Below are 26,441 nucleotides of genomic sequence, written 5' to 3' on the forward strand. Positions count from 1 at the left end.
CCGTGCGCTGCTACCCGTTGCTGTTCCAGACCGTGCTCCGCCGCATGGATCCCGAACGGGCGCATCACCTCGCGTTCCGTGTGATTCAGGCGATTCCGTTCGCCGGTGCAATCGCGCGCCGCGTGACTGGTGCCGATCCGTCGCTGCGTGTCGCGACGCTCGGTACCGTGTTTCCCAGCCCGTTCGGGCTCGCCGCCGGATTCGATAAGAATGCGACCGCGATCGCGGGGCTCGGAGCGCTCGGCTTCGGCCACGTCGAAGTGGGCACGCTGACGCGACACGCGCAGCCCGGCAACCCAAAGCCCCGCATGTTCCGACTCGTCGGCGACCGAGGGCTCGTGAACCGCATGGGATTCAACAACGGTGGCTCCGCAGCGGCCGTGCCGCGGATCGAACGTGCGCGACTCGCACGCCACCGGCCGATCATCGGGGTGAACATCGGCAAGAGCCGGGTGACCGAAGTCGAAGACGCCGTGCACGACTACGTGTGGAGCACCGAGCGTCTCGCCCCCATCGCGGACTACCTCGCGATCAACGTCAGTTCGCCGAATACCCCGGGCCTGCGCGGGCTCCAAGAGCTCGAAATGCTCGAGCCTCTGCTCGCGGCAGTGCGTGATGCCGCCGGAACAACTCCGGTACTCGTGAAGATCGCCCCCGATATGGTCGACGAACAGATCGATGGCATCGTCGCGCTGGCGCGCAAGACCGGACTGAGCGGCATCATCGCGACGAACACCACCATCTCTCGCGACGGGCTCAGCGCATCTTCGGCGGAGATCGAGCGCATCGGGGCCGGCGGCCTCTCGGGCGAGCCGCTGCGCGATCGTGCACTCGATGTACTGCGACGCATCCGAGCGATTGAGCCCGATCCCGAATTCTGCGTCATCGCCGTCGGCGGCGTGACGAGTGCGTTCGACGTGCTCGAGCGTTTGCGGGCCGGTGCAACACTCGTCCAGGGGTACACGGCCTTCATCTACGAAGGGCCGCTGTGGGCCCGCGCAATCAACCGGGGACTGCGACGCGCCGGCTACCGGGGGAGTGCTGCCCCGAAGTGACCCGGCGGGTTCCCAACAACCCCCGCTTACTGCATTGCCTCGGTTCTTCTGCAACGCAGTGAGCCCCGCACCCCAGATGAAGGGTGCGGGGATCACTGCGTATGGGGGATGAACCTCAGCTGGGGAATGAGCCTCGCTTGACGAGCGCCTTGGGTGCGCGGAGCGGGCGGAACTGGAACGCGCGCATCGCTGCGTACCAGCGGAAACCTGGCTGCACGCGATCTTCACCGAACTTGTCGCCCAGCTTGCGCTTCAACCGCATACCGAGGAAGACGGCGTCGAGCACGGCGAGACCGACAAACGCCCAGATCACGAAGAGGCTCACGACTTGAATGGGGCCGGGGATGAACGTCATCACCAGCACCACGAGCATCATCGGGATCAGCATTTCGCCGACGTTCCATCGAGCGTCCACATACTCGCGGACGTAGCGGCGCTGCGGGCCGCGATCGCGCGGACCGAGGAAGCGCTCATCGCCCTGCATCATGCCGACGCGCATCCGCTCGCGAGTCTCTGCCTGCTGACGACGCTGCTCTTTGACAGCGGACTTGTCGCGTGAGCCGACGATCGGGCGAGCGTTCGCGGCCTGGGCCTGCTTGCGCGAGGGCGTCGGGCGGCCCTTGCCTACGACGGCGTCGTCGCCACCTGATGCCTGCTGCTCGTTCGCAGCGCCCTTCTCTGCCACGCGAATCCTCTCCGTTGGCCGCGCCGAGGCGCGGAAGTCGTGGGCTGCACGCAAACGCTGCGCCCGGTGGTGCTGCACGCGCTCGGTGCATGCGGGTGATCGGCCGGAACCGACATACCCCCAGAGTACCGTGCTCGGCTCCGCGTTCACGACGCGCCCGGCGCGGTAGACTGCTTGCGAACGATCACGACGTGAGCGAGGAGTTACGTATGAGCATCGATACGATCGCACCGGCGGGTACCGCGGCCGCAGCAGAACAGGCGCACGGCGTCGCACTGAGCGAAAACGCACGAGACAAGGTGCGCAGCCTGCTCGCCCAGGAGGGGCGAGACGACCTGCGATTGCGCATCGCCGTGCAGCCCGGCGGCTGCTCGGGTCTGATCTACCAGTTGTTCTTCGATGAGCGCGAGCTCGACAACGATGCAGTGGTCGACTTTGACGGTGTCGGCGTGGTCGTCGATGCGATGAGCATTCCGTATCTCAACGGTGCCACGATCGATTTCGAGGACACGATTCAGAAGCAGGGCTTCACAATCGACAATCCGAACGCGCAGGGTAGCTGCGCATGTGGCGACAGCTTCAGCTGAATCCGCGCCCGCGCGACACCAGTATCCGCGACACCCCTTCGTGGTTCGGGGAACGGTCGTGTTCGCGCTAAGCTGTCAGGGAGTCATCAGCTTCGCTCGCATGCGTGCGAATCGAAGCGAAACAATGTTTTCGAAAGGTATGCGGTGCGTTCCAATCGTCGAATGAAATGGGTCGCGGCCCCGGTAGCGCTCTCCGCAGCGCTGCTCCTGGCGGGCTGTACTCCCGAGCAGCAGCGAGGCTTCCTCCCTGCGGGCTCCGAGGGGGCCACGAACCACACCGATGGAGTGACGGGCCTCTGGGTCACCTCCTGGATCGTGCTGCTTGCAGTGGGCGTCATCACGTGGGGGCTCATCATTTGGGCCACCATCGCGTACCGGCGCCGGAAGGGTCAGACCGGTCTGCCCGTGCAGCTGCGCTACAACATGCCGATCGAGACGTTCTTCACGGTCGTTCCCGTGATCCTCGTGATCGGCTTCTTCGCGTTCACCGCACAGGAACAGTCGAAGATCGAGGCGCGCTACGACAACCCCGAGAACATTGTCGAGGTTGTGGGCAAGCGCTGGTCGTGGGACTTCAACTACGTCAACGACGATGTCTACTTCCAGGGCGTCCAGGTGCAGACCGATGACGACGGCGAGGCCGAGGCCGACACCATGCCGGTGCTCTACCTGCCGGTCGACAAGACCACCGAGATCCGTCTCGAGACCCGCGATGTCATTCACTCCTTCTGGGTGGTGGAGTTCCTCTACAAGAAGGACATGATCCCGGGTCAGACGAACTACATGAGCTTCACTCCGACCAAGACCGGCACCTTCATGGGCAAGTGCGCCGAACTCTGCGGCGAGTACCACTCGATGATGCTCTTCCAGGTCAAGGTCGTCGAACAAGACGAGTACGACGCTTACGTCAAGTCGCTCCGCGAAGCCGGGAACGAGGGGCAGGTCTCTGAAGATCTGAACCCGAACCAGGAGAAGTTCCAGAGCGACCAGGCCAAGGCTCAGAACGAGTAACGAGGGATACGAAAACATGAAGAAGGGCAATGTCATTGTCTCGTGGCTGACGTCCACGGACCACAAGGTGATCGGGTACATGTACCTGATCAGCTCCTTCGTGTGGTTCCTGATCGGCGGCCTCATGGCTCTCGTCATCCGTGCGCAGCTGTTTGCGCCGGGCCTCGAAGTCATTCCGACCAAAGAGCAGTACAACCAGCTGTTCACCATGCACGGCACCATCATGCTGCTGATGTTCGCGACCCCGCTGTTCGCAGGCTTCGCCAACGTCATCATGCCTCTGCAGATCGGCGCTCCTGACGTCGCCTTCCCGCGACTCAACGCCTTCGCGTTCTGGCTCTACACGTTCGGTTCGCTGATCGCCGTCGGTGGCTTCCTCACCCCGCAGGGAGCGGCTTCGTTCGGCTGGTTCGCGTATGCCCCGCTGTCAGACATGACGTACTCGCCAGGTGTGGGCGGCAATCTCTGGGTGCTTGGCCTCGGCGTTTCCGGTTTCGGTACCATCATGGGCGGCGTGAACTTCATCACGACGATCATCACGATGCGCGCTCCGGGCATGACGATGTGGCGCATGTCCGTGTTCACCTGGAACACGCTGATCACCTCGATCCTGGTGCTGCTGGTGTTCCCGGTGCTCGCTGCGGCGATGTTCGGCCTCGCCGCCGACCGAATCTTCCACGCTCAGATCTACAACGGTGAGGGCGGTGCCATTCTCTGGCAGCACCTCTTCTGGTTCTTCGGTCACCCCGAGGTGTACATCATCGCGCTGCCGTTCTTCGGCATCGTGTCCGAGATCTTCCCGGTATTCAGCCGCAAGCCGATCTTCGGTTACAAGACGCTGATCTACGCAACCATTGCGATCGCCGCGCTCTCCATGACCGTGTGGGCTCACCACATGTACGTGACCGGCTCGGTACTGCTGCCGTTCTTCGCACTGATGACGATGCTCATCGCCGTGCCGACGGGCGTGAAGATCTTCAACTGGCTCGGCACCATGTGGCGCGGATCGATCACGTTCGAAACGCCCATGCTCTGGTCGATCGGCTTCCTGGTCACCTTCGTCTTCGGCGGTCTCACGGGCGTCATTCTCGCGTCGCCGGCACTCGACTTCCACCTGTCGGATACGTACTTCGTGGTCGCGCACTTCCACTACGTGGTCTTCGGAACGGTCGTGTTCGCGATGTTCGCGGGCTTCTACTTCTGGTGGCCCAAGTGGACCGGCAAGATGCTCGACGAGCGTCTCGGCAAGATCCACTTCTGGGTACTCTTCATCGGGTTCCACACCACGTTCCTCGTGCAGCACTGGTTGGGCGTCATGGCGATGCCGCGTCGTTACTACACCTACCTGCCCTCTGATGGCGTGACCTGGGGCAACCAGCTCTCGACCGTTGGCGCGATGATTCTCGGCGCATCGATGATTCCGTTCCTGCTGAACGTGTACATCACCGCGCGCCGCGCACCGAAGGTCACGGTCAATGATCCGTGGGGCTACGGACGTTCGCTCGAGTGGGCGACCTCCTGCCCGCCGCCGCGCCACAACTTCACGTCGATCCCGCGCATCCGTTCGGAGTCGCCCGCATTCGATCTCAACCACCCCGAGATCAGCGGTGTGGAGCAGCCGATTCGGCAGACCGAGCGCGAGCTCGCTGACAAGCAGTGAGCTGAGGAGTCACCAGTTATGAAATCCAATATCGTTATCTTCTGGATTCTCACGGTCTACTTGGTCGTGCTTGCCGCGGTGTACACCGTGTGGAACATCATTGCTCACGGTTATGTCGAATGGGTCGGTTCCACCGCGATTCTGTTGTCGGGTGCCTTGACGGGCTTCATTGCCTCCTACCTTGTGCTTGTGCAGCGCAAGCAGGGCGGCGTGCTCGTCGAAGATCTCGAGGACTCCGATATCGACGATGGAGACCCGGAGCTCGGCGAATTCAGCCCCTGGAGCTGGTGGCCGCTCGTGCTCGCGTTCGGCGCCGCAATCGTGGTACTCGGCCTCTGCATCGGGTTCAACTTCTGGCTGTCGTTCTTGACTCTGCCCATCGTCATCGTCGGTGTCGTCGGTTGGGTGTACGAGTACTACCGCGGTAACTTCGCGCGCTAAGGCGGTTGCAATTGGGAATCATCATTCGACGCGGTCGCAGCGAAGACGGCGCAGACGTTCTTGGACTGGCGCGCCAGTTCACCACGGGCCGCGAGCCCATCGGTCGCGATGAGTTCACCGTCGCCTTCGACAACGTGCTGCGGCACCGCGACCAGGAAGCGAACGTGCTCTTCGTTGCGGAGCTCGAAGATCGTGTGGTCGGCTACTCGTTGATGACGGTCTCTCGGCTGTTGCACGCCCCGGGTCTTACCGCACATCTCCAAGAGATCGTGGTCGACGAAGGTTCACGCGGCCACGGAGTCGGCGATCGACTGATGCAGGCTAACGAGCATTACTGCATGGGACGTGGCGTGCGACAGCTGTCGGCCTCGACCGCTCGATTCGGGTCCTTCTACAATCACCGCGGCTTTGAAGCGGTTGGTGAGCACTATCGCAAGATTCTCGAACTGGGATAGCGCATGACGGAACGTCGTGCGCGGCGAAAGCCCGGCGAGAACCGTCAACGTCTCCGAGAGGCCGGACTCATCGAGTTCGGCCTCTTTGGCTTTCAAGGGGCATCAACCGCCGGCATTGCCGCGCGGGCAGATGTGCCCCAACCACACGTCTACGCGAGCTTTGCGACGAAGCAGGCTCTTTTTCTCGAATGCTGCACCCTCGCATCGCAGATACTCACCGGGCTCGTCGTGCCCAGCCTCGTCATAGGGGACGTCGACGTCTCTGGGCAAGACGCAGAGCTTCCTCGAGTCAGCCCTCAGGCGCATTGTGGCGCCATGGAAGTAGTCAGCAATATCACGACGCCGGCCGAGCTTCAGTGCGTGTTGCAGGCATTCGCAGCGTTAGGTGTCGCCGAGCTTCGTGCCCCACTCGCACGGATTCTCGCAGAACTACGAGATCGTCTCGGATCTGCTTGGATGACTGCTCGGTTCGGGAGTGTTGCGATCGATTCTCTGGATCGTGCCCTCTGCGACATCAGCTGACGCCTCAACATCGCTCGAACGACGTATCCGCGTGCCTCAAAGCGGGACGCGAGGGTCACTGATCGCGAGTTGAACCGTGCGGCGCCCGCCCGTGTCTTGAACGAGTGCGGCAAAGCTGGTGCGGAACTTTCGGTACGCGCAAGGTATGCGGAGGAGTGCTTTACCGTCGAATCGTGTGTCGGCCCCGGGTCGTCCCCGCGCAGCGCAGGAGCCAGACTGACCTGCCACGTACCGTACTCGGCGGTGTGCATGAGCCAGGGCAGCAGCTGCTCGCGAAGCTACCGCGCTGTAGTGGTTTGGATGATGTCACGCGTGCGCGAGGGGTTCGTTTGCCGGCAGCCGGTAACGTGTGCACCTCTGGCGGCTCGGCATGTTGGATTGAGTCGGTACTGCGGCTTCGTGAACCGCATTCGCCGTGGGGGTGGAGAACGCAGAACGCCCCATCCGAAAATGTTCGGATGGGGCGTTCTTGTGAGCCGCGGAGCGGGACTGAGGGGTTAGTGGCCCTCGTGGTGTCCCTGCTCGAGTTCACCCTTGCTGGGGGGAACGATGCGGTCTTCGAAGAACCAACGGCTGAAACCGGCTCGCAGTCGCTTGGAGAACGGGATGCGGCCATCATCGTTCGGGCGGAGCATCAGCGGCGCGTAGTCGTGGTAGCTCACCAGTTGCCACGACTCGTATGCGTCGAGCGGCTTGTGCACCTCGATGAACTCACCACCGGGCATTCGGACGATGCGACCGGATTCGTAGCCGTGCAGCGCGATTGAGCGGTCCTTCTTCTGCAGGGCGAGGCAAATGCGCTTCGCGACCTGGTAGGAGAAGATCGGCCCGAAGATGAGCAGGAACTGCAGCGCGTGGATGACGCCTTCCATCGACAGCTGGAAGTGCGTCGCCATCAGGTCGGAGCTCGCACCGGCCCACATCACTGCGTAGAACGTGACACCGGCAGCGCCGATTGCGGTACGCGTCGGCGCATTGCGGGGGCGGTCCAGGATGTGGTGCTCACGCTTGTCGCCGGTGACCCAAGCTTCGATGAAGGGGTAGACCATGACGAGCACGATGAACAGGCCGATGATGCCCAGCGGCAGCAACATGTTCCACGACCATGTCCAACCGAACCACTCGGTCTCGAGGCCCGGAGGTACGAGACGGAGCATGCCGTCGGCGAAGCCGATGTACCAGTCAGGCTGCGTACCCGCCGACACGGGGGATGGGTCGTACGGTCCGTAGTTCCAGATCGGGTTGATGCCGACGAGTGATGCGATCAACGCGATCACACCGAACACGATGAAGAAGAAGCCGCCGGCCTTCGCTGCGTAGACCGGGAGGATGGGGAAGCCGACCACGTTCTGCTGCGTCTTGCCCGGGCCAGGGTACTGGGTGTGCTTGTGAATGATCACAAACGCGAGGTGCATCGCGACGAAGAGGATGACCAGGGCGGGCAGCACCATGATGTGCAGCATGTAGAGGCGACCGACGATGGCAGTACCCGGGAACTCGCCTCCGAAGAAGAAGTACGACAGGTAGGTGCCCACGACCGGGATCGCCTTGATGATGCCGTCGATGATGCGGAGGCCGTTGCCGGAGAGCACGTCGTCGGGGAGCGAGTAGCCGGTGAAGCCCTCTGCCATGGCCAGGATGAAGAGCACGAAGCCGATCACCCAGTTGAGCTCGCGCGGCTTGCGGAATGCGCCCGTGAAGAAGATACGGAGCATGTGCAGGCCGATGGAGGCGACGAAGAGGAGCGCTGCCCAGTGGTGCACGTGACGCATGAGCAGGCCGCCGCGCACGGAGAACGAGATATCGAGCGTCGACGCCATCGCGGCCGACATCTCCACGCCCTTCATCGGCACGTACGGGCCGGTGTAGTGCGTTTCAACCATCGACGCCTGGAAGAACAGCGTCAGGAAGGTGCCCGAGAGCAGGATGACGACGAAGCTGTAGAGCGCGACTTCACCGAGCAGGAACGACCAGTGGTCGGGGAAGACCTTGCGTCCGAACTCCTTGACGGCGACACCAATCTTGGTGCGCTCGTCGATGTAGTTCGCCGCAGCGGCGGTGAAGCGACTCGATCCGCTCTGAGCCTGCTGGCTCGACGGTGTTTCGGTGACGGTGCTGCTCACTTGAGACGCTCCCAAAAGCTCGGGCCGACGGGTTCGTGGAAGTCGCTCTGCGCGACGAGGTAGCCCTCGTCGTCAACAGTGATCGGAAGCTGGGGAAGCGGTCGCTTCGCCGGCCCGAAGATCACCTTGGCGTGCTCGGAGACATCGAACTGCGACTGGTGGCAGGGGCACAGCAGGTGATGCGTGTGCTGCTCGTAGAGCGCCACCGGGCAACCGACGTGGGTGCAGACCTTCGAGTAGGCGACGATGCCGTTGTACGACCAGCCCTCGCGCTCGGGAAGCTCCTTGAGGTCCTTCTGATCGAGTCGCATGAGCAGAACGATGGCCTTGGCCTTGGCATCAAGCAGATGGGTGCTGCCACCACGCTCGTCGAGCGTCATCTTCTCGAAATCCTCGTGATTGAGGGTTTCGGGAATGACGTGGAAGGCGGAACCGATCGTAACTTCGCTGGCCTTGATAGGAACGCCAGAGGGATCGCGCGCAAGACGCACGCCCTCCGTCCACATCGTGTGATGCAGCAGTTCCACGGCGTCGCGATCCTGCGGCGCCAAGCCGCGAAGCAGCGTGATGCCCGGCAGCGGGAACGCAATCAATGCGCCGATCAAGCTGTTGCGCACCAGCGAGCGACGGGAGAAGCCCGACTCCTCATCGGCCAGCTTGAAGACCTCGGCCGACGCCTCGCGGGTCGGCGTATCGCTGGCAACGTCGTGGCGGATGTCGATCGACTCGTGGTCGGCCATGATGGCCTTGCCCCAGTGCACCGCACCGATGCCGACGGCGAGCAGGGCGAGTGCCATGCCGAGGCCGACGAACATGGTGTGCAGGCGCACCGCCATGAGATCTCCCGTTTCAATCGGGAAGAACATGTAGGCAAGCACGGCGCCGAGGCTGCCGGCGATCGAGAGGTAGAAGAGGGTGTAAACGGTGCGTTCAGCACGTTTCGCCTTCTTCGGATCAAGATCCGTGACGCGCTTGCGATGCGGGGGCAGGCCCGGATTCTGCACGGCGTCGGACGAGATCACCGCGGTACCGACGGCGGCTTCGACCGAGCCGTGGCCGTCCGCGGCGACAACGGCGTGTTCGCCGTTGTGCTTCGCTTCCTCTGCCATGTTGCTCCTTGACTCCTGACTCATGAATGCTGTGTGCGTCGTCGACTAGTTCGACTTCGCGGTGACCCAGACCGTGAGGCCGATCACGGCACCCAGTCCGATCACCCAGATGAAGAGGCCCTCTGCGACCGGGCCGATCGACCCAAGGGTCAATCCACCGACGGCCGGCTGGTTCTCGATGTACTTGAGGTACGAGATGATGTCGGCCTTGTCCTGCGGAGAGATGTTCGCGTCGTTGAACACGGGCATGTTCTGCGGACCGGTGATCATGGCCTCATAGATGTGCGTCGGGGCCACCCCGGTGAGCTTCGGCGCAAACTTGCCCTCGGTGAGCGCACCGCCTGCCGCGGCCACGTTGTGGCACATCGCGCAGTTGATGCGGAAGAGCTCGGCGCCATTCGCAACGCCCTCGTCGTCACTGTCGGCCTGGAGGTACTGCGTCTCAGGCAGTGCCGGGCCGGGAGCGAGCGAGGCGACATAGGCCGCCATCTGCAGCGTCTGCTCCTCGGTGAACTGCTGAGGCTTCACCATGCCCTGCGGGCCCTGGAAAGCAAGCGGCATACGCCCCGTGCCGACCTGGAAGTTCACCGAGGCCGCGCCGACGCCGATCAGCGTCGGGCCGTCGTTCGTTCCTTGAGCTGCGGCACCGTGGCAGGTGGCGCAGTTGGCGCCGAAGAGCTTCTCGCCGGCTTCGATGGTGGCGGGCGAGGTCAGATCGACCTCTGCCGTTGCCGACGTCTGGCTGAAGCCGGCGTACGCGGCGCCGGTCACGAGCAGACCGACTGCGACGAGAGCGGCTGTGGCCAGCGGGTGCCGGCGGCCGGACTTGCGCAGGTTCTTCTTGGTGCGAACCATGTTGTCGATGACTCCTGACCCTACTTGAGGACGTAGATGACGATGAAGAGGATGATCCACACGATGTCGACGAAGTGCCAGTAGTACGACACCACGACAGCAGTGGTCTCTTCTTTGTGCGTAAAGTTCTTGACCGCGTAGATGCGACCAATGACCAGCAGGAATGCGACCAGACCCAGCGAGACGTGGATGCCGTGGAAGCCGGTGGTCATGTAGAAGGCTGAACCGTAGGGATCAGAAGCGAGGGTGATGCCCTCGGAAACGAACGTCGCGTACTCGAACGACTGGCCCGCGACGAAGATCGCTCCCATGAAGAACGTGAGGTAGAACCACTCGACGGTGCCCCACTTCTTCGGGCTCGCTCCGGTGGCGCGCGGCTGCATGCGCTCGGCGGCGAAGACGCCGGCCTGAGCAGTGAACGAAGACGCGACCAGAATCAGCGTGTTGATCAGCGCGAACGTGAAGTTGTGCTTCTCGGTCTGTTCTGCCCACAGCTCGGGGTTCATTGCGCGCAGCGTGAAGTAGATCGCGAAGAGGCCCGCGAAGAACATGACCTCGCTGCCGAGCCACACGATCGTGCCGACGGCGACGATATTCGGTCGCTTCACCGCAGGCACGGCTGACTTGGTATTCATAGTGGTCGTTGTCACCCCTCCATTATGGCTGAAAGTCAGGTGTGCATTTTCACTCGGACACGGCGCGCCGAACTTTCTGCATCCTTCCCCGGTAGCCTACCGTCTTCCGGGGGCCCTGAAGCGCCTCAAGCGACCCGCATTCATCCGATGAAGTGGCGCCACGACGCGGTTTTCGGGCCCTCGATAGAATCGAGCCATGATCGACGAACGTACCTGGCCGACTGTACTAACGACACTGCTCGAGGGCGACGATCTCAGCGTCTCTCAGGCCGAGTGGGCAATGTCAAGGTTCATGACGGGTGAGGCCAGCGGGGCTCAGATCGGGGCGTTTCTGGTTGCGCTCCGCTCCAAGGGCGTGACGGTCGATGAGACCATCGGTTTCCGCGACGCCATTCTTGCGGAAGCGCTACCGATTGAGCTTCCGGCAATGTCGCTGGACATTGTGGGCACCGGTGGCGATCGTTTCGGCACCGTCAATATCTCGACCATGGCGTCGATCACCGCGGCGGCCGCTGGTGCGCCGGTCGTCAAGCACGGCAACCGTGCAGCGAGCAGTCTGTCGGGGGCGTCCGATGTGCTGAGCGCACTCGGCATCTATCTCGGTCTTGACGCACGGCAGTTGGTGACCGCATTCGAAGAGTCCGGGATCGCGTTCGTGCACGCCGCGCGATTCCTCCCCGGTTTCCGTCACGTGGCCGAAGCACGCAAAGATCTCGGCATCTCAACGGTGTTCAACTTCCTCGGGCCGCTGTGCAATCCGGTGCGCCCAGAGGCGTCGGCAGTCGGCGTCGCGGATCTCGACCGAGTCCCGATTTTCGTCGGTGTGTTCCGCCTTCGCGGTGCCTCCGCGCTGGTCTTCCGTGGAGATGATGGCCTCGACGAGCTCACGACTACCGGTCACTCCCGACTGTGGGAGGTCAGTCGAGGCGGGCTCACCGAGCACGACATCGACCCGAGAGATCTGGGGATCCCGCGCGCGCAGATCAGCGACTTGGTCGGCGGCACCCCGGAGGAGAACGCCGAGGTCGTGCGCCGCGTTCTCGCGGGCGAGACCGGCCCGGTTCGCGACATCGTGCTGCTAAATGCGGCGGCAGGCCTTGTCGCCTTCGACTTGGCCCAGAACCCCGAGTCGGTCGAGCGAGCACTGCTCGATCGCCTCGCGGAGAAACTGCAGGTCGCCGCTGACGCCATCGATTCCGGACGAGCTGCGGCGAAGCTCGCAGCATGGGCCGGGGCGACTTCGGCGGCTGGCGCTACTCCGGTTTCCCAGTAGTTGCTGGCTCGGTTGTTGCCGTGGCACTCTGCGTCGACCGAGCGGGAGCGTCGCGGTCGAGCCGGTAGTACTTCGCAAGGAACGGCATCGGATCGATGGGTTTGTCGTTCACGCGGAGTGCGAGGTGGAGGTGTGCGCCGAAGGCGATTCCCGTCGCGCCGACTTTGCCGGCGGGATCGCCCATCTTGATGGTGTCTCCCACCTTCCACGTGTGCGAGTCGTTCTGCATGTGGCAGTAGCGGCTGGTCACCTCTTGGCCGTCGATCTCGTGCTCGAGCTTCAGGCCGAACCCGCAGCCGTCGGTGGCGTAGCCCGCCTCGAGTACCGTTCCATCGGCGATGGCGAGTACGGGTGTGCCAGCGCCCGCCCCGAAGTCTTGCGCGTCATGAAACTGCGCGACGGGTGCGGTGCGATACCCGAACGTGTCCGTCAGCGGAACCGGTGACGCGAAAGGATAGTTGACCAGGGAGCGTGCGCGGAACTCGTATCCGATCGTTGAGGGCTCGTCCGTGTCGACGATTGCGACTTCCGTGAGCGTCGAAGGCACGTCGTTACCTGTGACTTCCGAGAAGAGCTTCTGCTGTGCGGCAGGCGTTTCGAGCGCGTTCGACTGCTGCACCAGCGGCAGTGCGAGCGTGCCCACGAGTGCGCAGACGCTGATACCTGCGGCAAGTCGTGCGATGCGATGACGCGGCCGAGGCACAGGGGAATCTGCCAGTGGGGCATCGTCGGGCACGTGGGCGACGCGCGGGCTGACTACGGAGTCGCCAGGACCGAGCGTCGTGCCGGACGTACCAACGTGCTGCGCCGGGCGAGGTTCAGGATCGGTCATGCGGGCTTTCGGGTTGGGATCGGGGTGCTGATCTTCAACCCGAAAGATAACGTTCAGGTTACAAGATCTGGTGACCTCGTGCCAGGTCGGGGCGGAAAACCCGCCCCGACCTGCAGTTATGCGGACTCCTCGAGTCTGCGCATGTGCCGTCGCCGTACGAAGACCAGAGCTCCCACCGCGATGAGGACCGCGCCCAGAAGTGCCGTTGCCGCGACCGTGCCGCCGGTAATGGGGAGTGTCCCGTGATCGTCGCTTCCCGATCCACGCCCGTCGCTGCTACCGTCCGCACCGCGTGAGCCGGCTCCGGCGGCGTTCGAACTCGCCGCGGCGCTAGCGTCGCTGGCGGCAGTCGCGGCTCCCGCTGAGCCGGATCCGCCGTCGACTGCAGCGTCGGCATCGGCGGTGGCGTTGGCCGAGTCGGCGTCTGAACCGGCGTCCGCAGCACCCGAGGTCGACGGAGCGACCGGGGGAGATGAGACGACCCCGATGTACGGGACGCTGGTGGCCGCATGTGCAAAGACCCAGGCGGACACTGTCGCGCCGGCGTGTGCATCAGTGAGTGCGAGTTCCGTGCTCGCGTGCTCGAGGGCGACGGCGCTCCAACGGTGCGAGATCGAGTCGGGCGCCGCGGCAAACTCCGGGTCGATGACGGTGAGCACCGCTCCGACTCGGGCATCGCCTGACAGCGTTGGCGCGGCGGCTTCGAGGGTGGCTTCGGGGCCGGTTCCGAGTTCGAGGTCGCCGAAATCGATGTGATCCTGGGAGAAGATGAGCGCGTCGGTCGTCGACGGTGCGAAGTCACTGCCGCGGGCTGCCACCCAAGGTACATACCCTCCGGAAGGAATCCGGGGAATGGTCACGGTGCCATCCGCGTCGGCAAAGACGCGGGCCGAAGTCACAGAGGCACCCGCTGCATCGATGCCGCGCAACTGTGCGGCCGCGTCATCGAGGTCGATGAGGGTGTCATCGCCTTCGACGACGCGCAGCACCGCTTCGCCTCCGAGTCGTGTGAGGCTGACATCAGCGAATGCACCATCGTTCGTTGCTCCGTCTGCAATCGTGAACTCTGGAGAATCGTCGGAGTAGTCAGCGTTGCCGCCAAGTGACTCACCCAGCGCGAACCGGGCGTTCGAGACATCGGTGGCGAAATTCAGGGTGTACGCGCCGTCGGGCAGGAACCCGAGCTGCCAGGCCCCGCTGGCGTCGGATTCGGTTTCCTGCTCGAACACGTACGCCCCGACTCCGTCATCCCATCGGTAGGCGGATACCTCGACGCGATCGAGCACCGTATCACCCTCACGGACGATTCCGCCGATGGTGGCATCAACCGCGTGGGCGGCTGGCGAACTCCACGGGAGTGCGATGCCAGCCAGCGCGAGACCGACGACCACGGCGGTGCCGACGAGCCGGTTCGATCCGGCACCCGAACTGTGCATCGCCCGCCGTGGTCCCGACGCCGCCGCGAGGCGGCCGATGACGTGGTCGATGCGGGGCGCTGTGCGGGAGAGTGACATCGTGCGCTTTCTGTTGATGAACTGAATGAGATGCATGATCAGGCCACCCGCGCCTTTCCGAAGGGGACCACGGACACCGGGCCGATGAGCCCGTACGACTGGCTGGCGATGGAGCCGTACACCGCGGGGTTGACTACACGCAGGCGATTGATGAGCGGAGAGGCGACTTCGATGCGAAGCGTGTTGCGACCCGAACGTACATACTCCGAGATGTCGAGCTCGGTGTCCGTGAGGTCAACGTGGGCGACTGGTGCGCTGTTGACCCAGACCTTAAACGTGTCGAGCACCTGACCGAGTGAGAGTCGGACGCCACCGGTTCCTGCGCGCCACGCCCCGTCGAGGGTAAACGTGGTGCGATAGGTGCCGACGCCTGCAGTGTCCGCGAACCCGAGATCTTTCCAGGCGCCGAGCGGCGTCGAATCGATCTGCGTCGTCGAACGCTCCGTACTCACCCCGTCCCCGCCGGGATGCCAATCTTCAAGCGCGAGCGACCAGTCGTTGAGCGCAATGGGGTCGGGAAGGGCGGGGACGAGTGTGCGCTTCTCTCTGCCATCCGCAAACGCGACCGTGTGGGTTCCGTGTTGCGTGGAATGCAAGACAACCGTTCCGTCGCGTTCGACGGCAATGGCGTCACCTGTTGTGGCTGTGACCACAGCTCGGGGTGTGACGGTTCCGGCCCAGCCTTCCGGCGCGAGCACGACCACGGTGGACTGCGCAGGGTTCAGACGAATAGTGAGTGAGACCGTGGCACCGTCGCGGGTGTAGCGCGCGATCGGTCGCACCTCCCCGGTCCACGAGTCGAGTTCGTACGGCACGTGCGACTCGGAGCGGGCGGTGAGTGCAACCTCCTGTTCAATGCGCACAAGCTTGTCTTTTGCGGGGTTGTGTTTCGCGTTCACGAGGTAGAAGTAGTCCACTCCATCAGCGACGCGGTGGATGTGTTTGAGGTTTGAGAACGCATAGCTGGCGGTGCGCTGCACGCCGAGCGCAGCGAGCGCAACGGGGATGTCGTCGTTGCCAGCAGCCGACGCCACATTGGGCAGCGCGTGCAGCGCGGCGATGATCTCGGCCACCCGTTGGTTCGTCGCCGCGTCGCGGTAGCCTGTCGACGCCGGCTTGCTCCAGTCACCGAAGAACACCAGCGGAAGCCCGCCCTGCGCGAGTTCCAGCAGGCGTTCGCCGGCTCGCACCGACATCGTCGCCTCGTTGCCGCGGAACCGGTCGATGTCGAGAATCAGGGCCCGATAGTTTCCACCGTCGGGAGCGAAGCGACCGCCGGCAAGCACTGATGCCTCCTGGAAGAGGCCGGATTCGTTCAGGAATCCGTGCGTCCAGCCAATCGGTATTCCCGAGGCGGTTGCCCACGGCGCGCCGATGCCGGTTTGCGCCCAGCCCTTTTGGCGATAGAACGCGATGTCGTATTCGGCGCGCCCCTGACGCAGTACCCACTGCGTCCGTGCGATCGCTGCCGCGACGCGATCGAGATGCCCCCACACCGGGGTGCGGGGTCCCCAGGCCTCCGAATAGCCAACGCCTCCGTTATACGGGGAGAACGCTGCGAAACCCGGCCATCCGGCACCCGGTGCCGCCGCATACGGGAACCCGTGCAGGACGGTCTGATTGACGCCTCCGCAGAAGGTTTCGGCCAGTGTGAACAGCACCTCATTACGCCAGGTCGTGAGGTATGCCTTATTGAGGTATGCGGAGGATTCGCAACTGAGCAGCGTGCGTCCGGCGATGTCGCGGCCGCTCGCGAGCACTCGGTAGTCGTCGATGTTCTTCGCCCCGAGTGACTCGGTCTCAGGAATGTCGACGATGCCGGCCTGCTCGAGCGAATCCTGCTCGAGGCCGTACGCCTGCACCCGGTACTCGAGGCCGTATGAGTGCGCCCAATCGCGAAGCGGGATCAGATGGTGTTCCGAGTACAGCTCGCTCATGACTTGGTTGTAGTCGTCGCGCACCCGGGTCGTCACGATGTCGTCGAAATCGTACTGGTACTTCTCCTTGGTCTCGACGATGGCGGCGAGGAATGGCAGGATGTCGTAGCTCATGCGGGTCTGGAACTCGGCGGCGATCGCCGGAGTCCACAGGGTGGCGTGCGTCTCGATTTCGAGAGAGTCTTCGAAGAACGTGCCCCCCACCGAACCGAGGAGTTCGATGATGCGCGGGGTCAGCAGATTCGTCTTCCAGTAGTCGATGAGCGTCTGGGCGCCCGCCGCACTGAAGTGATCGACGACATAAGACGTCGGGTTCGTGTGATCGCCGCCTTCGGGGCGTTGACCGCTGCCGCGCTCCCAATAGGTGAGCAGTACCCAGTTGCCGCCCGTGCCGGGTGCCGTCCACGAGAGCGTCTCGCCGGAAGCCTGGGCGGTGAGATCGATGAAACTGCCCCGCTTGAGCACCGTCGGCTTGTTGGTCACGACGGTGACGATTTCGAACGCATGCACTGCGATCAAGTGGCGCTCTGTCACGCCGGTATCCGGTGGAGTGATCGGTTCGGGCAGTGCGCCGCTGAACTCGGCGCCCGGTGCGAGGGTTACGCTGCCGTGCGCGAGCTCCTTGATCGCGGCCGCAGATTGCGGTGTGATGTTCGGCGTCGCCGCCGGCCATGACGGTCCGAGTGTGATATCGATCTCGATGCCTTCTTCGGCCGCGGTCTGCAACGCGCGTTCGACGGCGGCGACCCAGTGCTCGCCGCCCCAGCCATACGTGTCGAGATCGAGCCCGCCCTTGACGCTGTGGTGCACGTCAGAGATCTCCAGGCCGCCGAACCCCGAACGGGCTGCTTGCTGCACCTCTGCAGCGATTTCATCGAGGTCGACCTGACCATTCGGCCACCACCAGCGGAATCGGGGCGCGGTCGCCGCCGTCGGCGCCGTGAAACCTTCGAGGGTGGGCGTGGCGGCGGCACTATCGCCCGCGCCCAGGGGCGGCGCGCCCCAGGCAGGGCTCGCGGATGTCGCGGCCGCGACCCCAGCGGCCGTAATCGCCGAGTATCTGAGCAGTTGTCGGCGAGTCAGGCCAGACGGCTGCCCGTGGACGGGTGAAGACATGCGTGTGCGCTCCCTTGCGACAACGGCGTCAATGCACCTCTGCACTCGCCGTTGAGTTGAATCGTTTCAAAACAGTGCGCCTCCCAGCTTAGTGAACGGCCGGAAACGACGTCAACGTTTCGGGGGAGTCACGAGCGCGTGTCGTCGTCCTCACGCATGTCGTGCGAGTGCTCAGATGCCGTGGAGAGATCGCGCTTCGCAATGGGGCGACCGTCGGGGGAGCGGCGACCCGTGGCGAGCGACGCGTCGCCCGAAGCCGTGTGGTCAGCGCGTTCGGGCCCGCGCGGCTGGATGCGCCCGGGGTCGAGCGTCCGCTGCACATCTGGCGGAGTGATCTGCTGGATCGGACCGGTGGTCGCGTCGACGTACCAGTCGGTGAGGGCTGGGTCGTCGCTGTCGAAGCCGGCACCGGCGCCCTCGTCGGCGGGCACCTGATCGGTGCCGAAAACGAAGTCGTCTCCGTACTCGTCGATGCCGCGACGCACGCCCTGCGCGATGGCGGCTCGGGCATACGCTCGGCGGATGAGGTACGGATCGGTGCGCAGATCCTTCGCCCACGACATCATGATCCCGATGACGATCACGGCGAACGGGAGCGCCGATACGACCATCAGTGACTGCAGACCTGAGAGGGTATCCCGCCCGCCGGCGAGCAGGAGCGACACAGCGATCAGACTGAGGAGGAGACCCCAGACAATCGTGACCCACTTCGCCGGCTCCGGGCGCCCACCCTGCGACATCGAAGCCATGACGATCGAGGCTGAGTCGGCCGCGGTTACGAAGAATACGAGCACGGCGACCATCGCGACCACCGACGTGATTGCGCCGAGGGGCAACTCATGGAGCACTTCGAAGAGGACCGCCTCACCCGAACCGCCGGCTTCGAGATCGGCACCCCGAGACGTCTGGAAGATCGCGGTGCTGCCGTAGATCACGAACCAGGCAACCACAATTGCCGAAGGCACCAGCACAACGGTGGTCACGAACTCTCGAAGCGTGCGACCGCGCGAAATTTTGGCAATGAACATGCCGACGAACGGCGTCCACGAGACCCACCATGCCCAGTAATACGTGGTCCAGCTCGAGAGGAAGGTCGTCGCGGCTTCTCCCTGGTTTGGGTTGCGGGCGAGCATGGCGGGCGCCTGCGCGAAGAACTCGATGAGTGAGGCGGGCATGAAATTCAGGATGTAGACGGTCGGGCCCGCGATCAGCACGAAGACTCCGAGCGCGCCCGTCAACGCCATGTTCAGGTTCGAGAGCCGCCGAATGCCCTTCTTCACGCCGGAGACCGCGGAGGCGATGAACAACGCCGTCAGAATGGCGATCGCGCCGATGATGAACGCGTTGCCCATCGGGCCGAGTCCGGTGACCAGGCGGAACCCGCTCTCGATCTGCAGCGCACCGATACCCAGCGAAACCGCGGTGCCGAAGAGTGTCACGATGATGGCGAAAATGTCGATCACGCGCCCGAGCACGCGATGACTGCTGCCCGGGAATACGGGTTCGAAGAGCGCGGAAATCAGCGGCGCGCGCCCGCGACGATACGCGCTGTAAGCGATGGCGCCGCCGACGAGGGCGTAGAACGCCCAGGCGATCGGGCCCCAGTGGAGAATGGTCTGCGCCAGAGCGGGCAATGCGGCATCGGCACTGCCCGGTTCGACGTCGACTCCCGGTGCCGGGTTGAGAAAGTACGTGAGCGGTTCGAGCGGCCCATAGAAGAGGAGACCGATTCCGAGCCCTGCCGCGAAGAGCATCGAGATCCACGACGTCGTCGTGAATTCGGGCTCTTCGTCATCGGCGCCCAGTCGGATTCCGCCGGTGCGACCGTAACCGACGACCAGCATGAAGCCCGCCACCGAAATGGCGAGTGCACCGAAGAGCCAACTGAAGTGCTCGGTGACCCATTGGAGTGACGAGCCGCCGACGACCGCAATCGAATCTGGAGCGATGAACGCCCAGACGATGACCCCGAGAGTGAACGTCATGGCGACGCCGAACACAACCCAGTTCGTCGCGAAACGCACGCCCGTCTGCTCCACGCCGATGCCGGGAATCAGGCCGGGGTGGGGGAGCGGCGGCGGCGCGGGCAGTGTGATTTTGCGAGTGCGTTTGCCGGGCGGCTGCGAGGTGCTCATGCGTGGGATCCCTCTCCGTTCGAAGCGGTCGGTGCGGGGTGAAGCAAGTCGATTGCGGCGTGCTCAGCCGTGGGCGGCGGCGATGAAGCGGGCGATGCGATCCGGGTCCTTGACCCCGCGGCTCGACTCCACGCCGCTCGAAACATCGACTCCACCCGGCCGCGCCGCGACGATGGCGTCGGCGACGTTCTCGGGGGAGAGGCCGCCGGCCAGCAGCCACGAGTCGCCAATGCGTTCGCGCAGTTCGCCCGGGACGCCAAGGGGAGCGACATTCCAGGAGGATCCCGATCCGGGCACGGCCCCATCCAGCAGCAGTCGTTCCTCGCCGAGCTCGCCGGCGCGGAGCTGCGGAGCGTCGGCGAGCGACGTCGCGCGCCAGACCCGCGGAATGATCTCCTGGGCCACGGTGACGTCGCGCGCGGTGTAGGCGCCGTGGAGCTGCAGCACGTCGAACCCAAGGTCCGCGGCGATACGAGCGGCCTCGTCGGCGGGCAACGTATTCACGACCAGCACCGTGTCGATGCCGGCGCGGACGGCGCGCGCAGCACTCAGTACGTTGCGCGCCTCGTCACTGCTGGCGTGGCGCGGGCTCGCGGGGCTCATGACCACCCCGACCGCGTCGGCGCCGAACTCTGCGGCGAGGGCGGCGTGCTGCGGTTCGCGCAGTCCGCAAATTTTGACGTACATCCGGTGTCTCTCGTTTGGCCCTGGCCCTGCACTCGTAGTGCCGGGCGTCTTCGACACTTCAGCGTAGCCCGATCGCTCCGGTTCGTGTCGGGGCGGTGCGCCGGAGAGCGCGTATGAACTCCTCGTGAATGCAATACGCAAGCGCTACTTCGCACCTTAGGATCGGCTCGTGCGCGCGGTCTGGGAGGTGTTCATCGTGTGTCTGCGCCTCGGGTGCACCTCATTCGGCGGGCCCATCGCGCATCTCGGGTACTTCCGCACGGAGTTCGTGGTGCGTCGCGGTTGGGTCACCGATGCCGCGTACGCCGAGTGTGTGGCTCTGTGCCAGGTGCTGCCCGGGCCCACCTCGAGCCAGGTGGGATTCGCGATCGGCCGGTATCGCGCCGGCGTCGCTGGCGGAGCCGCGGCCTGGGTCGGCTTCACATTGCCATCCGCACTGCTGCTCGGGGCGTTGGCCCTCGGGGTGATGACGTCGGAGGGCGACCTCAGTGATCCGAGTCTCGAACGCGCGCGTGAGGGGGCGATTCGCGGGGTGCTCGCCGTCGCGGTCGCGGTCATCGCGCTGGCCGTGCGCGGCATGGCGGTTGCGCTCGCGCCGGATCTGGCTCGCGCCCTCATCGCGATCCTGTGCGGCACGCTCGTGCTCGTCTGGGGGAGCCCTGGGGCATCCCTCGGCGCGGTGGTCATCGGTGCCATCGCCGGCCTCGTCTGGCTCCGGGGGAGCACCGATGCGACCGAAGCGGTGTCGGGGTCGCCGCTCGCAGCGCCTCCTCGACGTGCGGTGGGTGCTGCGATCGCACTGGTCGTGTTGCTCGGAACGCTCCCGCTGCTCGCCGTGCTGACGCGCGACCCGACGGTGCAGTTGCTCGACGCGATCACGCGGGCGGGTGCCACAGTGTTCGGCGGCGGGCACGTGGTGCTCGCGATGCTGTACAGCGAACCAGCCGTGGGGCAGAGCATTGCTCAGGATCACCTGCTCCTCGGCTACGGCGCGGCGCAAGCGGTGCCGGGGCCCATGTTCACCCTCGCGACGTACCTGGGCATGGTGTTCGAACCCGATGCCGCGTGGGGTGCGCGCATTGCGCTCGCGGGCGCTGCGACCATCGCGATCTTCCTTCCCGGGATGCTCCTCGTCACCGCCGTTGCACCCGTGTGGTCACGGATGCTGCGTTCGCCGCGTGCGCGCGGTGCGCTGGGCGGTATCAACGCGGCGGTTGTCGGAGTGCTGGCGGCCGCGTGGTTCGATCCGGTGCTCGTGCACGGTGTCGACGGTCTTCAGACCGTCATCTTGGCCGGCGCGTCTGTGGCTGCACTGCACGCGCGCGTGCCGCCCTGGGGTGTGGTGCTCGGCGGCGCGCTCAGCGGCGCGCTCGGGTGGCTGGGGTAAGTCGGGGCGGTCACCAGGGGAGGAGCGATGATGCTCGGACTACGATGACACCATGGTCGACGATGCATTTTCACCCGTGCTCGGATTCACCTGGTTGAACCGAGACGCTGAGTACCCAGCAGTGTTCGGGGGCGACCACGAGGAGACCTGGGAAGGTCGCGTCGTCGGTACGCTCTGGGGCGGCGAACACCTGGTCGTTGAGGTCATCGACGACCGGACCATGCGCATCGTTGACGCCGGCACCGGGGAGTGGCACCACCTCAATCGCAATCGCGACGCTGCGGAAGTCTGTCTCGCCGCGTTTAGCAGGTATGCGAACTCCGGTGCACCGACAACGGCTCCCGCAATGATGACGGCGGAACAAGCTGCGGCGAAACTTGCCGCCTTTCGAGCAGGCGCCATTGTGCCCGCGCCGCCGGTTGTCGCGCCAGCATCACACGATCAGCGTCTTGCGGCGCTCAGGGCTGCTCTGGGCGCGGCTGACCCTGCGGCGCTCGACGATTCGTGCTGGTGGTCTGGTCCGCTGGAGGAGGCTGCAGACGATCTGCTCTGAGCTCGTCGTCCGCTGTGCGCTCTGCGGGTGCAGAGCGGCGTGAGCAGCTCTCTGGGAAGGCTTTGTTTACTTAAGCTGACATAATATAGATTATCGTGCGAATTGCATGCCGGGCGGATCGCTGGCCGGTGCGTTCGTATCCCGCCGATTGATTGGCGACCGTCGCGCCCGGAGCCGTACTTGCGGGTCACCCGATTCGAGACGCGCGTCACCGGCTCGCTGGTCTCGAAGGTGCTGACTGCCGGCGCGTCGTGAGCGGCCAAGTTTCCGGGTTTCGTATTCCGAGTCGCCGTGTGCTGCGGTAGCCAACGTGCGTCCGATGCACTAGGATCTGAAATATAGAGTACAAGTGAGTGAATGGATGCAAGGATGTCGGTGCTGCTGCGCGGCCGACCTGACGCGCTTGACCTCGTGGATGACACGATGGCTCGTGGCCTCAGGTATCGGTCGACGAGTTGCTGCGTGATTGTTTCGCGCTCTGCAGAGAAATCTCGGGTGCCGTCTCAAGTGAAATTTCGCACAATGTCATGAGACTCGCGATGCGGATCGTTGCGCACAGCCAGTTCGGCAGTGACCTGGCCCGAGCCGCGGAAGAATTACTGCGGTTCGCCGCGGATGAACGTCTGTTGCCCGGCTGGTCGACCTACGTGGCGCGTCAGGCCACCGATGGCGCGAGGCTTCTTCGTGTGGCTCTCGGTGCGCGTGACGATGCACTCGCGGTGTGCGCACTGCGACACCTTAGTGCTGCATTTCCTGAATCAACACCCACCCGAATGTGAGTGGACACCCCACCGGAAGGAACCTGCTCCATGCCCGCACAACGCGCGCGACGCGCGGTCACGACCCATTACGACCGCCGCAACGCGGAGGATGCTATTCAGACACTCGGCGTCGTGCTCGGTGGCGTCGTGCGTATCGTGACCCCGAAGCTCGACGTCGACGGTGAGCTCCACGTACTCGAGATCATCGAGCGCGCCTGCATCGCCGCGGAGGAACGAGACGCTGCGGCGCACACCGCTGTCGCGCTCGAATTCTACGATTGGCTCATCACGCGGTGCCCGAATGCGACGCTCTCGGAACTCGCGGCGACAACCCTCGCCCAAATGCGGATCCGATACGGTCGCAAACTCGAGGAGCGCACACCGAACTGGCAACTGCTGTTGCACGGATGGTCAGGCATGCGCACGGCACTGCTCACCGGCGATCCGATCGCGGCCGAGCTCGCATTCGAAGACATGCACCGACTCCCCCTGGCACACCGGGCGTGGGAGCCGGCGACCTGGCGAGACGCCGAAGACGTGCCGTCAGACGCCCACTGAGTGCGCGACCGCGAACGAGCCTAGACGCGCCCGGCGGCCAAGTGCAGCATCGAGCGCATGGCCAGGGCTGCAGCGGCGACTCCCCCGAACTCGCCTGCGCTCAGCATCAATGCGGGGTTACTCGTTGCAGCCGCGATCGCAGCGAGGAGGAGCGCCCCCCCGACCGTGATCCACCCGACCAGTGCGAGCCCGATCGATGTCGTTGCGCCGAGCACCACTGCACCTCGAGATGCGGCAGGACGCACCAGGGCAGCGAGCGAGAATGCAATGACGGCGAGCGCGATTCCGCCGTAGACGTCGCTGGGGCGGTGCCAGCCATAGGCGAGCAACTGCCAACCGACTGCCGCAACGAGAGCGGTGCCGAGAAGCGCGACGAAGCCCCGAGCGGCCGCAGGGACGGCCCAGACCAGGGCCGCCGTGAGTGCGGCGAAGACCGTCATATGGCCGCTCGGGAAGGTGTTCGCTGCATCAAGCTCGAACAGTTCGGGTCGCGTGAGGAGGCGGAGCTTCAGGAGCTGTGACGCGACGATCGCGGCTGCAGGAATGACGGTCACCGCGATCGCTCGAGTGAAGCCGTGCGAGATCCACGCGATGACGCCGACAATGATCAGCGCAATCGCGACGGTTGGAATGGAGACGAGATTCAGTGGCGGCGGCGGGTCGGTGGTGAATTGCGCCGCATCGAGCACGCTGTCTTCTGCGCGCTGCCCGAGCGCATTGCGTACGCCGAGCACATACGAGGCGATGCCGACGGCAGACCAGAAGATGAGGAACCAGACGGCTCTGCGGCGGCCGCTCACCCGGATCCCGGTCACCGCGTCGCGCCGAGTTCTTGAGGGGCCGCTCGCTGATCAGCGGTGCGCACAGCCCACAGCGCCAATGCGGCGGCAGTCGACACGTTCAGGGAATCGACGCCGTGTTCCATCGGAATGACCACGGATCGTGTGGACGCCGCCAATGCGCGCCTGCTGAGCCCTGCGCCTTCCGTGCCGAACATGAGGGCCAACCGGTCCGGGAGTGCGTCCGCGTAGTCGGCGAGATCTTCGGCGTCGTCTCGCAGCGCGAAGGCGGTCAGCTCGAACCCGGCGTCGCGAATCAGCGGGCCAGCCTCGCGCCACTCGGGCAGACGGGCCCACGGCACCTGCAGCACGGCACCCATGCTGACGCGGACAGCCCGGCGGTACAGGGGGTCGGCGCATGCCGGGGTAAGGAGTACGGCATCCGCACCGAGCGCGGCAACGGATCGGAAGATCGCGCCGACGTTCGTGTGGTCTGCGAGGTCTTCGAGCACCACGACGCGACGCGCCTGCTGCAGCAGCTCGCCGGGGTCGAGCGGAGCAGGGCGATGCATCGACGCCAGGGCGCCGCGGTGCAGGTGGAACCCGGTGAGTGCGGCGAGCTGATCGGTCTCACCCACATACACCGGAACATCGGGGTAGGCCGCGAGCAGTGGCTCGACCTTCGGCACCCACTCCTCGAGCAGCAGTACCGAGCGCGGGCGGTGGCCGGCGCGCAGGGCGCGCTCGATGACCTTGGGCGACTCCGCCAGGTAGAGGCCCTCTTCGGGCTCGCGCACGCGGCGCAGTGCGACGTCGGTGAGCTGCGTATAGTCCGCGAGCTCGGGCGCCGTGAGATCGTCGATTCGTGTCAACTTCACGCGGTGCGCTCCCCCGTGTGGGGATGCGTCGCTGGAAGCTCAGAGACAGGTCGACCCGTGGAACGAATGAGCGGAGCGAGAAAATCGACGATTGCACCTGATGCGTCGGCCACGGCTTCGTAGTGCACGAGATGCCCGACGCCTGGCACGATGTGGAGCCTCGCGTCGCGCAGACGCCGTCGCAACTCCAGCTGTTTGGCGAGTGGCGTGATGTCGTCGCGGTCGCCGGCGATCAGCAGTGTCGGCATTGTCAGCGCGGCTGCAGCCTCGGCGACAGTGTGCGAGACCGAGGCCCGGAAGGCTTGGAGCAGCGTCGTCGAATCCGCGAATGCACTGAAGTACTGCGCGTGCTGGCCGTGGATCCACTGGCGCAGGTCGCGATCTCCGGTTTTCGCCATCACCTCACTCATCAAGCGCACGATCAGCGGATTGCCGAGCAGCTGCCGCGCCGCACGCTCGGGCAGCAGATCGGCGGCGCGGTAGTACCCGATCGCGAGTTGGGTGAGTGCGGCCTGCGGCCCCTCGAGTGCCGGCGCGGAAATCGGGTTGATGAGGATCAGCCGTCGCGGCGAGAGGCCAGCGCGGACTGCGGCAGAGACCACTAGGGTGCCGAACGAATGGCCGAGCACATCGGCACCGTCGGGCGCGACGGCAGTAACAAAGGCCGACAGCCATTCCCCGTAGAGCTCGATGTCGTGCGCATGTTCGGGAACCGGTGGAGTCTCACCAAAGCCGGGCAGGTCGGGGACGATGACCCGCAGCTCGGGGCGCAGCTCGACGATGCGGGCGGCAATGCCGGCGAGACCGTGATGATCACCACGGAACCCGTGCACGAGCACCAGGGTCTCGCCGGCATCAGCACCGTATCGCCACGCGCGCGTCTGCATGCCGAG

The 26,441-nt window shown here is 64.8% G+C and carries 24 protein-coding genes; 11 read left to right on the forward strand and 13 right to left on the reverse strand.

The window, feature by feature from the left end; translation table 11 throughout:
- Positions 1 to 2: 2 nt before the first annotated feature.
- Complete coding sequence (locus tag CH42_RS09655) at positions 3 to 1,055, forward strand: quinone-dependent dihydroorotate dehydrogenase (protein WP_075205328.1); 1,053 nt, start codon at positions 3 to 5, stop codon at positions 1,053 to 1,055.
- Between the two features lie 115 nt (positions 1,056 to 1,170).
- Here the strand turns inward: CH42_RS09655 and CH42_RS09660 are convergent, their stop codons facing one another.
- Positions 1,171 to 1,740 (reverse strand): DUF3043 domain-containing protein, encoded by a 570-nt coding sequence (locus tag CH42_RS09660; RefSeq protein ID WP_053352992.1) that lies wholly within the window; start codon positions 1,738 to 1,740, stop codon positions 1,171 to 1,173.
- A 209-nt stretch (positions 1,741 to 1,949) separates the two neighbouring features.
- On the opposite strand from CH42_RS09660, the gene CH42_RS09665 reads away from it, so the two are divergent.
- The 6 genes from CH42_RS09665 to CH42_RS09690 all read left to right on the forward strand — a co-directional run bounded on the left by CH42_RS09665 (position 1,950) and on the right by CH42_RS09690 (position 6,416).
- The gene (locus CH42_RS09665) at positions 1,950 to 2,327 is read left to right on the forward strand and encodes a HesB/IscA family protein (protein WP_053352993.1); all 378 of its coding nucleotides are present in this window, start codon (positions 1,950 to 1,952) and stop codon (positions 2,325 to 2,327) included.
- A gap of 162 nt (positions 2,328 to 2,489) precedes the next feature.
- On the forward strand, positions 2,490 to 3,338 hold the full coding sequence (ctaC, locus tag CH42_RS09670) for an aa3-type cytochrome oxidase subunit II (RefSeq protein WP_053352994.1): 849 nt from the start codon (positions 2,490 to 2,492) through the stop codon (positions 3,336 to 3,338).
- Between the two features lie 16 nt (positions 3,339 to 3,354).
- The gene (ctaD, locus tag CH42_RS09675) at positions 3,355 to 4,998 is read left to right on the forward strand and encodes an aa3-type cytochrome oxidase subunit I (RefSeq protein ID WP_053352995.1); all 1,644 of its coding nucleotides are present in this window, start codon (positions 3,355 to 3,357) and stop codon (positions 4,996 to 4,998) included.
- Positions 4,999 to 5,016: 18 nt separating this feature from the next.
- A complete protein-coding gene (gene ctaF, locus CH42_RS09680; RefSeq protein WP_053352996.1) occupies positions 5,017 to 5,439 on the forward strand; it encodes an aa3-type cytochrome oxidase subunit IV in 423 nt (140 codons plus the stop codon).
- 11 nt (positions 5,440 to 5,450) lie between these two features.
- Positions 5,451 to 5,894, forward strand: coding sequence for a GNAT family N-acetyltransferase (locus CH42_RS09685; protein ID WP_053352997.1), 444 nt, complete (start codon positions 5,451 to 5,453; stop codon positions 5,892 to 5,894).
- 3 nt (positions 5,895 to 5,897) lie between these two features.
- Entirely contained in the window at positions 5,898 to 6,416 is a 519-nt protein-coding gene (locus CH42_RS09690) for a TetR/AcrR family transcriptional regulator (RefSeq protein WP_053352998.1), read from the forward strand.
- A 497-nt stretch (positions 6,417 to 6,913) separates the two neighbouring features.
- Here the strand turns inward: CH42_RS09690 and qcrB are convergent, their stop codons facing one another.
- Genes qcrB through ctaE form a run of 4 tightly spaced genes read right to left on the reverse strand, consistent with a single transcriptional unit; the run spans position 6,914 to position 11,138 of the window.
- Complete coding sequence (qcrB, locus tag CH42_RS09695; protein WP_053352999.1) at positions 6,914 to 8,539, reverse strand: cytochrome bc1 complex cytochrome b subunit; 1,626 nt, start codon at positions 8,537 to 8,539, stop codon at positions 6,914 to 6,916.
- Positions 8,536 to 9,648: a cytochrome bc1 complex Rieske iron-sulfur subunit gene (gene qcrA / locus CH42_RS09700; protein ID WP_053353000.1), complete on the reverse strand. Its 1,113-nt coding sequence runs from the start codon at positions 9,646 to 9,648 to the stop codon at positions 8,536 to 8,538. The genes qcrB and qcrA overlap by 4 nt, the downstream gene beginning before the upstream one ends.
- Before the next feature lie 45 nt (positions 9,649 to 9,693).
- Positions 9,694 to 10,503 (reverse strand): cytochrome bc1 complex diheme cytochrome c subunit, encoded by an 810-nt coding sequence (gene qcrC, locus CH42_RS09705; protein WP_053353001.1) that lies wholly within the window; start codon positions 10,501 to 10,503, stop codon positions 9,694 to 9,696.
- 20 nt (positions 10,504 to 10,523) lie between these two features.
- The gene (ctaE, locus tag CH42_RS09710; protein WP_053353002.1) at positions 10,524 to 11,138 is read right to left on the reverse strand and encodes an aa3-type cytochrome oxidase subunit III; all 615 of its coding nucleotides are present in this window, start codon (positions 11,136 to 11,138) and stop codon (positions 10,524 to 10,526) included.
- A 196-nt stretch (positions 11,139 to 11,334) separates the two neighbouring features.
- Between ctaE and trpD the strand changes: the two genes are divergently transcribed.
- Positions 11,335 to 12,411: an anthranilate phosphoribosyltransferase gene (trpD, locus tag CH42_RS09715; RefSeq protein WP_053353003.1), complete on the forward strand. Its 1,077-nt coding sequence runs from the start codon at positions 11,335 to 11,337 to the stop codon at positions 12,409 to 12,411.
- Here trpD and CH42_RS09720 read toward each other — a convergent pair.
- From CH42_RS09720 to CH42_RS09740, 5 genes are all read right to left on the reverse strand, one after another.
- On the reverse strand, positions 12,392 to 13,243 hold the full coding sequence (locus tag CH42_RS09720) for a M23 family metallopeptidase (protein WP_082309385.1): 852 nt from the start codon (positions 13,241 to 13,243) through the stop codon (positions 12,392 to 12,394). The two genes, trpD and CH42_RS09720, sit on opposite strands and share 20 nt — an antisense overlap.
- Before the next feature lie 116 nt (positions 13,244 to 13,359).
- Positions 13,360 to 14,757: an LPXTG cell wall anchor domain-containing protein gene (locus tag CH42_RS09725; RefSeq protein WP_162231083.1), complete on the reverse strand. Its 1,398-nt coding sequence runs from the start codon at positions 14,755 to 14,757 to the stop codon at positions 13,360 to 13,362.
- A gap of 38 nt (positions 14,758 to 14,795) precedes the next feature.
- On the reverse strand, positions 14,796 to 17,810 hold the full coding sequence (locus CH42_RS09730; RefSeq protein WP_053353005.1) for a glycosyl hydrolase: 3,015 nt from the start codon (positions 17,808 to 17,810) through the stop codon (positions 14,796 to 14,798).
- Positions 17,811 to 17,938: 128 nt separating this feature from the next.
- Positions 17,939 to 19,945, reverse strand: coding sequence for a BCCT family transporter (locus CH42_RS09735; protein WP_082309386.1), 2,007 nt, complete (start codon positions 19,943 to 19,945; stop codon positions 17,939 to 17,941).
- Between the two features lie 63 nt (positions 19,946 to 20,008).
- On the reverse strand, positions 20,009 to 20,632 hold the full coding sequence (locus CH42_RS09740; protein ID WP_053353006.1) for a phosphoribosylanthranilate isomerase: 624 nt from the start codon (positions 20,630 to 20,632) through the stop codon (positions 20,009 to 20,011).
- Between the two features lie 169 nt (positions 20,633 to 20,801).
- Between CH42_RS09740 and chrA the strand changes: the two genes are divergently transcribed.
- The 3 genes from chrA (at position 20,802) to CH42_RS09755 (ending at position 23,891) form a co-directional block, all read left to right on the forward strand.
- Positions 20,802 to 22,019: a chromate efflux transporter gene (gene chrA / locus CH42_RS09745; protein WP_075205330.1), complete on the forward strand. Its 1,218-nt coding sequence runs from the start codon at positions 20,802 to 20,804 to the stop codon at positions 22,017 to 22,019.
- A 52-nt stretch (positions 22,020 to 22,071) separates the two neighbouring features.
- Positions 22,072 to 22,572: a hypothetical protein gene (locus tag CH42_RS09750; protein ID WP_053353007.1), complete on the forward strand. Its 501-nt coding sequence runs from the start codon at positions 22,072 to 22,074 to the stop codon at positions 22,570 to 22,572.
- Between the two features lie 809 nt (positions 22,573 to 23,381).
- On the forward strand, positions 23,382 to 23,891 hold the full coding sequence (locus CH42_RS09755) for an FCD domain-containing protein (protein WP_053353008.1): 510 nt from the start codon (positions 23,382 to 23,384) through the stop codon (positions 23,889 to 23,891).
- A 20-nt stretch (positions 23,892 to 23,911) separates the two neighbouring features.
- Here CH42_RS09755 and CH42_RS09760 read toward each other — a convergent pair whose 3' ends face one another.
- The 3 genes from CH42_RS09760 to CH42_RS09770 are packed head-to-tail and all read right to left on the reverse strand — an operon-like array spanning position 23,912 to position 26,435.
- A complete protein-coding gene (locus tag CH42_RS09760) occupies positions 23,912 to 24,706 on the reverse strand; it encodes a phosphoesterase (RefSeq protein WP_053353009.1) in 795 nt (264 codons plus the stop codon).
- Positions 24,703 to 25,548: a TrmH family RNA methyltransferase gene (locus tag CH42_RS09765; RefSeq protein WP_053353010.1), complete on the reverse strand. Its 846-nt coding sequence runs from the start codon at positions 25,546 to 25,548 to the stop codon at positions 24,703 to 24,705. Before CH42_RS09765 ends, CH42_RS09760 begins: the two co-directional genes overlap by 4 nt.
- Positions 25,545 to 26,435: an alpha/beta fold hydrolase gene (locus CH42_RS09770; RefSeq protein WP_053353547.1), complete on the reverse strand. Its 891-nt coding sequence runs from the start codon at positions 26,433 to 26,435 to the stop codon at positions 25,545 to 25,547. Before CH42_RS09770 ends, CH42_RS09765 begins: the two co-directional genes overlap by 4 nt.
- Positions 26,436 to 26,441 lie beyond the last annotated feature (6 nt).

The organism is Leucobacter musarum subsp. musarum (assembly GCF_001273845.1).
GTDB lineage: Bacteria > Actinomycetota > Actinomycetes > Actinomycetales > Microbacteriaceae > Leucobacter > Leucobacter musarum.

Excerpts from the sequence above, each read along its gene's own strand:
- CH42_RS09665 (WP_053352993.1), top strand. The coding sequence starts at position 1,950 with ATGAGCATCGATACGATCGCACCGGCGGGTACCGCGGCCGCAGCAGAA.
- ctaC (WP_053352994.1), top strand. The coding sequence starts at position 2,490 with ATGAAATGGGTCGCGGCCCCGGTAGCGCTCTCCGCAGCGCTGCTCCTG.
- ctaD (WP_053352995.1), top strand. The coding sequence starts at position 3,355 with ATGAAGAAGGGCAATGTCATTGTCTCGTGGCTGACGTCCACGGACCAC.
- ctaF (WP_053352996.1), top strand. The coding sequence starts at position 5,017 with ATGAAATCCAATATCGTTATCTTCTGGATTCTCACGGTCTACTTGGTC.
- CH42_RS09690 (WP_053352998.1), top strand. The coding sequence starts at position 5,898 with ATGACGGAACGTCGTGCGCGGCGAAAGCCCGGCGAGAACCGTCAACGT.
- qcrA (WP_053353000.1), bottom strand. The coding sequence starts at position 9,648 with ATGGCAGAGGAAGCGAAGCACAACGGCGAACACGCCGTTGTCGCCGCG.
- qcrC (WP_053353001.1), bottom strand. The coding sequence starts at position 10,503 with ATGGTTCGCACCAAGAAGAACCTGCGCAAGTCCGGCCGCCGGCACCCG.
- ctaE (WP_053353002.1), bottom strand. The coding sequence starts at position 11,138 with ATGAATACCAAGTCAGCCGTGCCTGCGGTGAAGCGACCGAATATCGTC.
- trpD (WP_053353003.1), top strand. The coding sequence starts at position 11,335 with ATGATCGACGAACGTACCTGGCCGACTGTACTAACGACACTGCTCGAG.
- CH42_RS09720 (WP_082309385.1), bottom strand. The coding sequence starts at position 13,243 with ATGACCGATCCTGAACCTCGCCCGGCGCAGCACGTTGGTACGTCCGGC.
- CH42_RS09725 (WP_162231083.1), bottom strand. The coding sequence starts at position 14,757 with ATGTCACTCTCCCGCACAGCGCCCCGCATCGACCACGTCATCGGCCGC.
- CH42_RS09730 (WP_053353005.1), bottom strand. The coding sequence starts at position 17,810 with ATGTCTTCACCCGTCCACGGGCAGCCGTCTGGCCTGACTCGCCGACAA.
- CH42_RS09735 (WP_082309386.1), bottom strand. The coding sequence starts at position 19,945 with ATGAGCACCTCGCAGCCGCCCGGCAAACGCACTCGCAAAATCACACTG.
- CH42_RS09740 (WP_053353006.1), bottom strand. The coding sequence starts at position 20,632 with ATGTACGTCAAAATTTGCGGACTGCGCGAACCGCAGCACGCCGCCCTC.
- CH42_RS09750 (WP_053353007.1), top strand. The coding sequence starts at position 22,072 with ATGGTCGACGATGCATTTTCACCCGTGCTCGGATTCACCTGGTTGAAC.
- CH42_RS09755 (WP_053353008.1), top strand. The coding sequence starts at position 23,382 with ATGCCCGCACAACGCGCGCGACGCGCGGTCACGACCCATTACGACCGC.
- CH42_RS09770 (WP_053353547.1), bottom strand. The coding sequence starts at position 26,435 with ATGCAGACGCGCGCGTGGCGATACGGTGCTGATGCCGGCGAGACCCTG.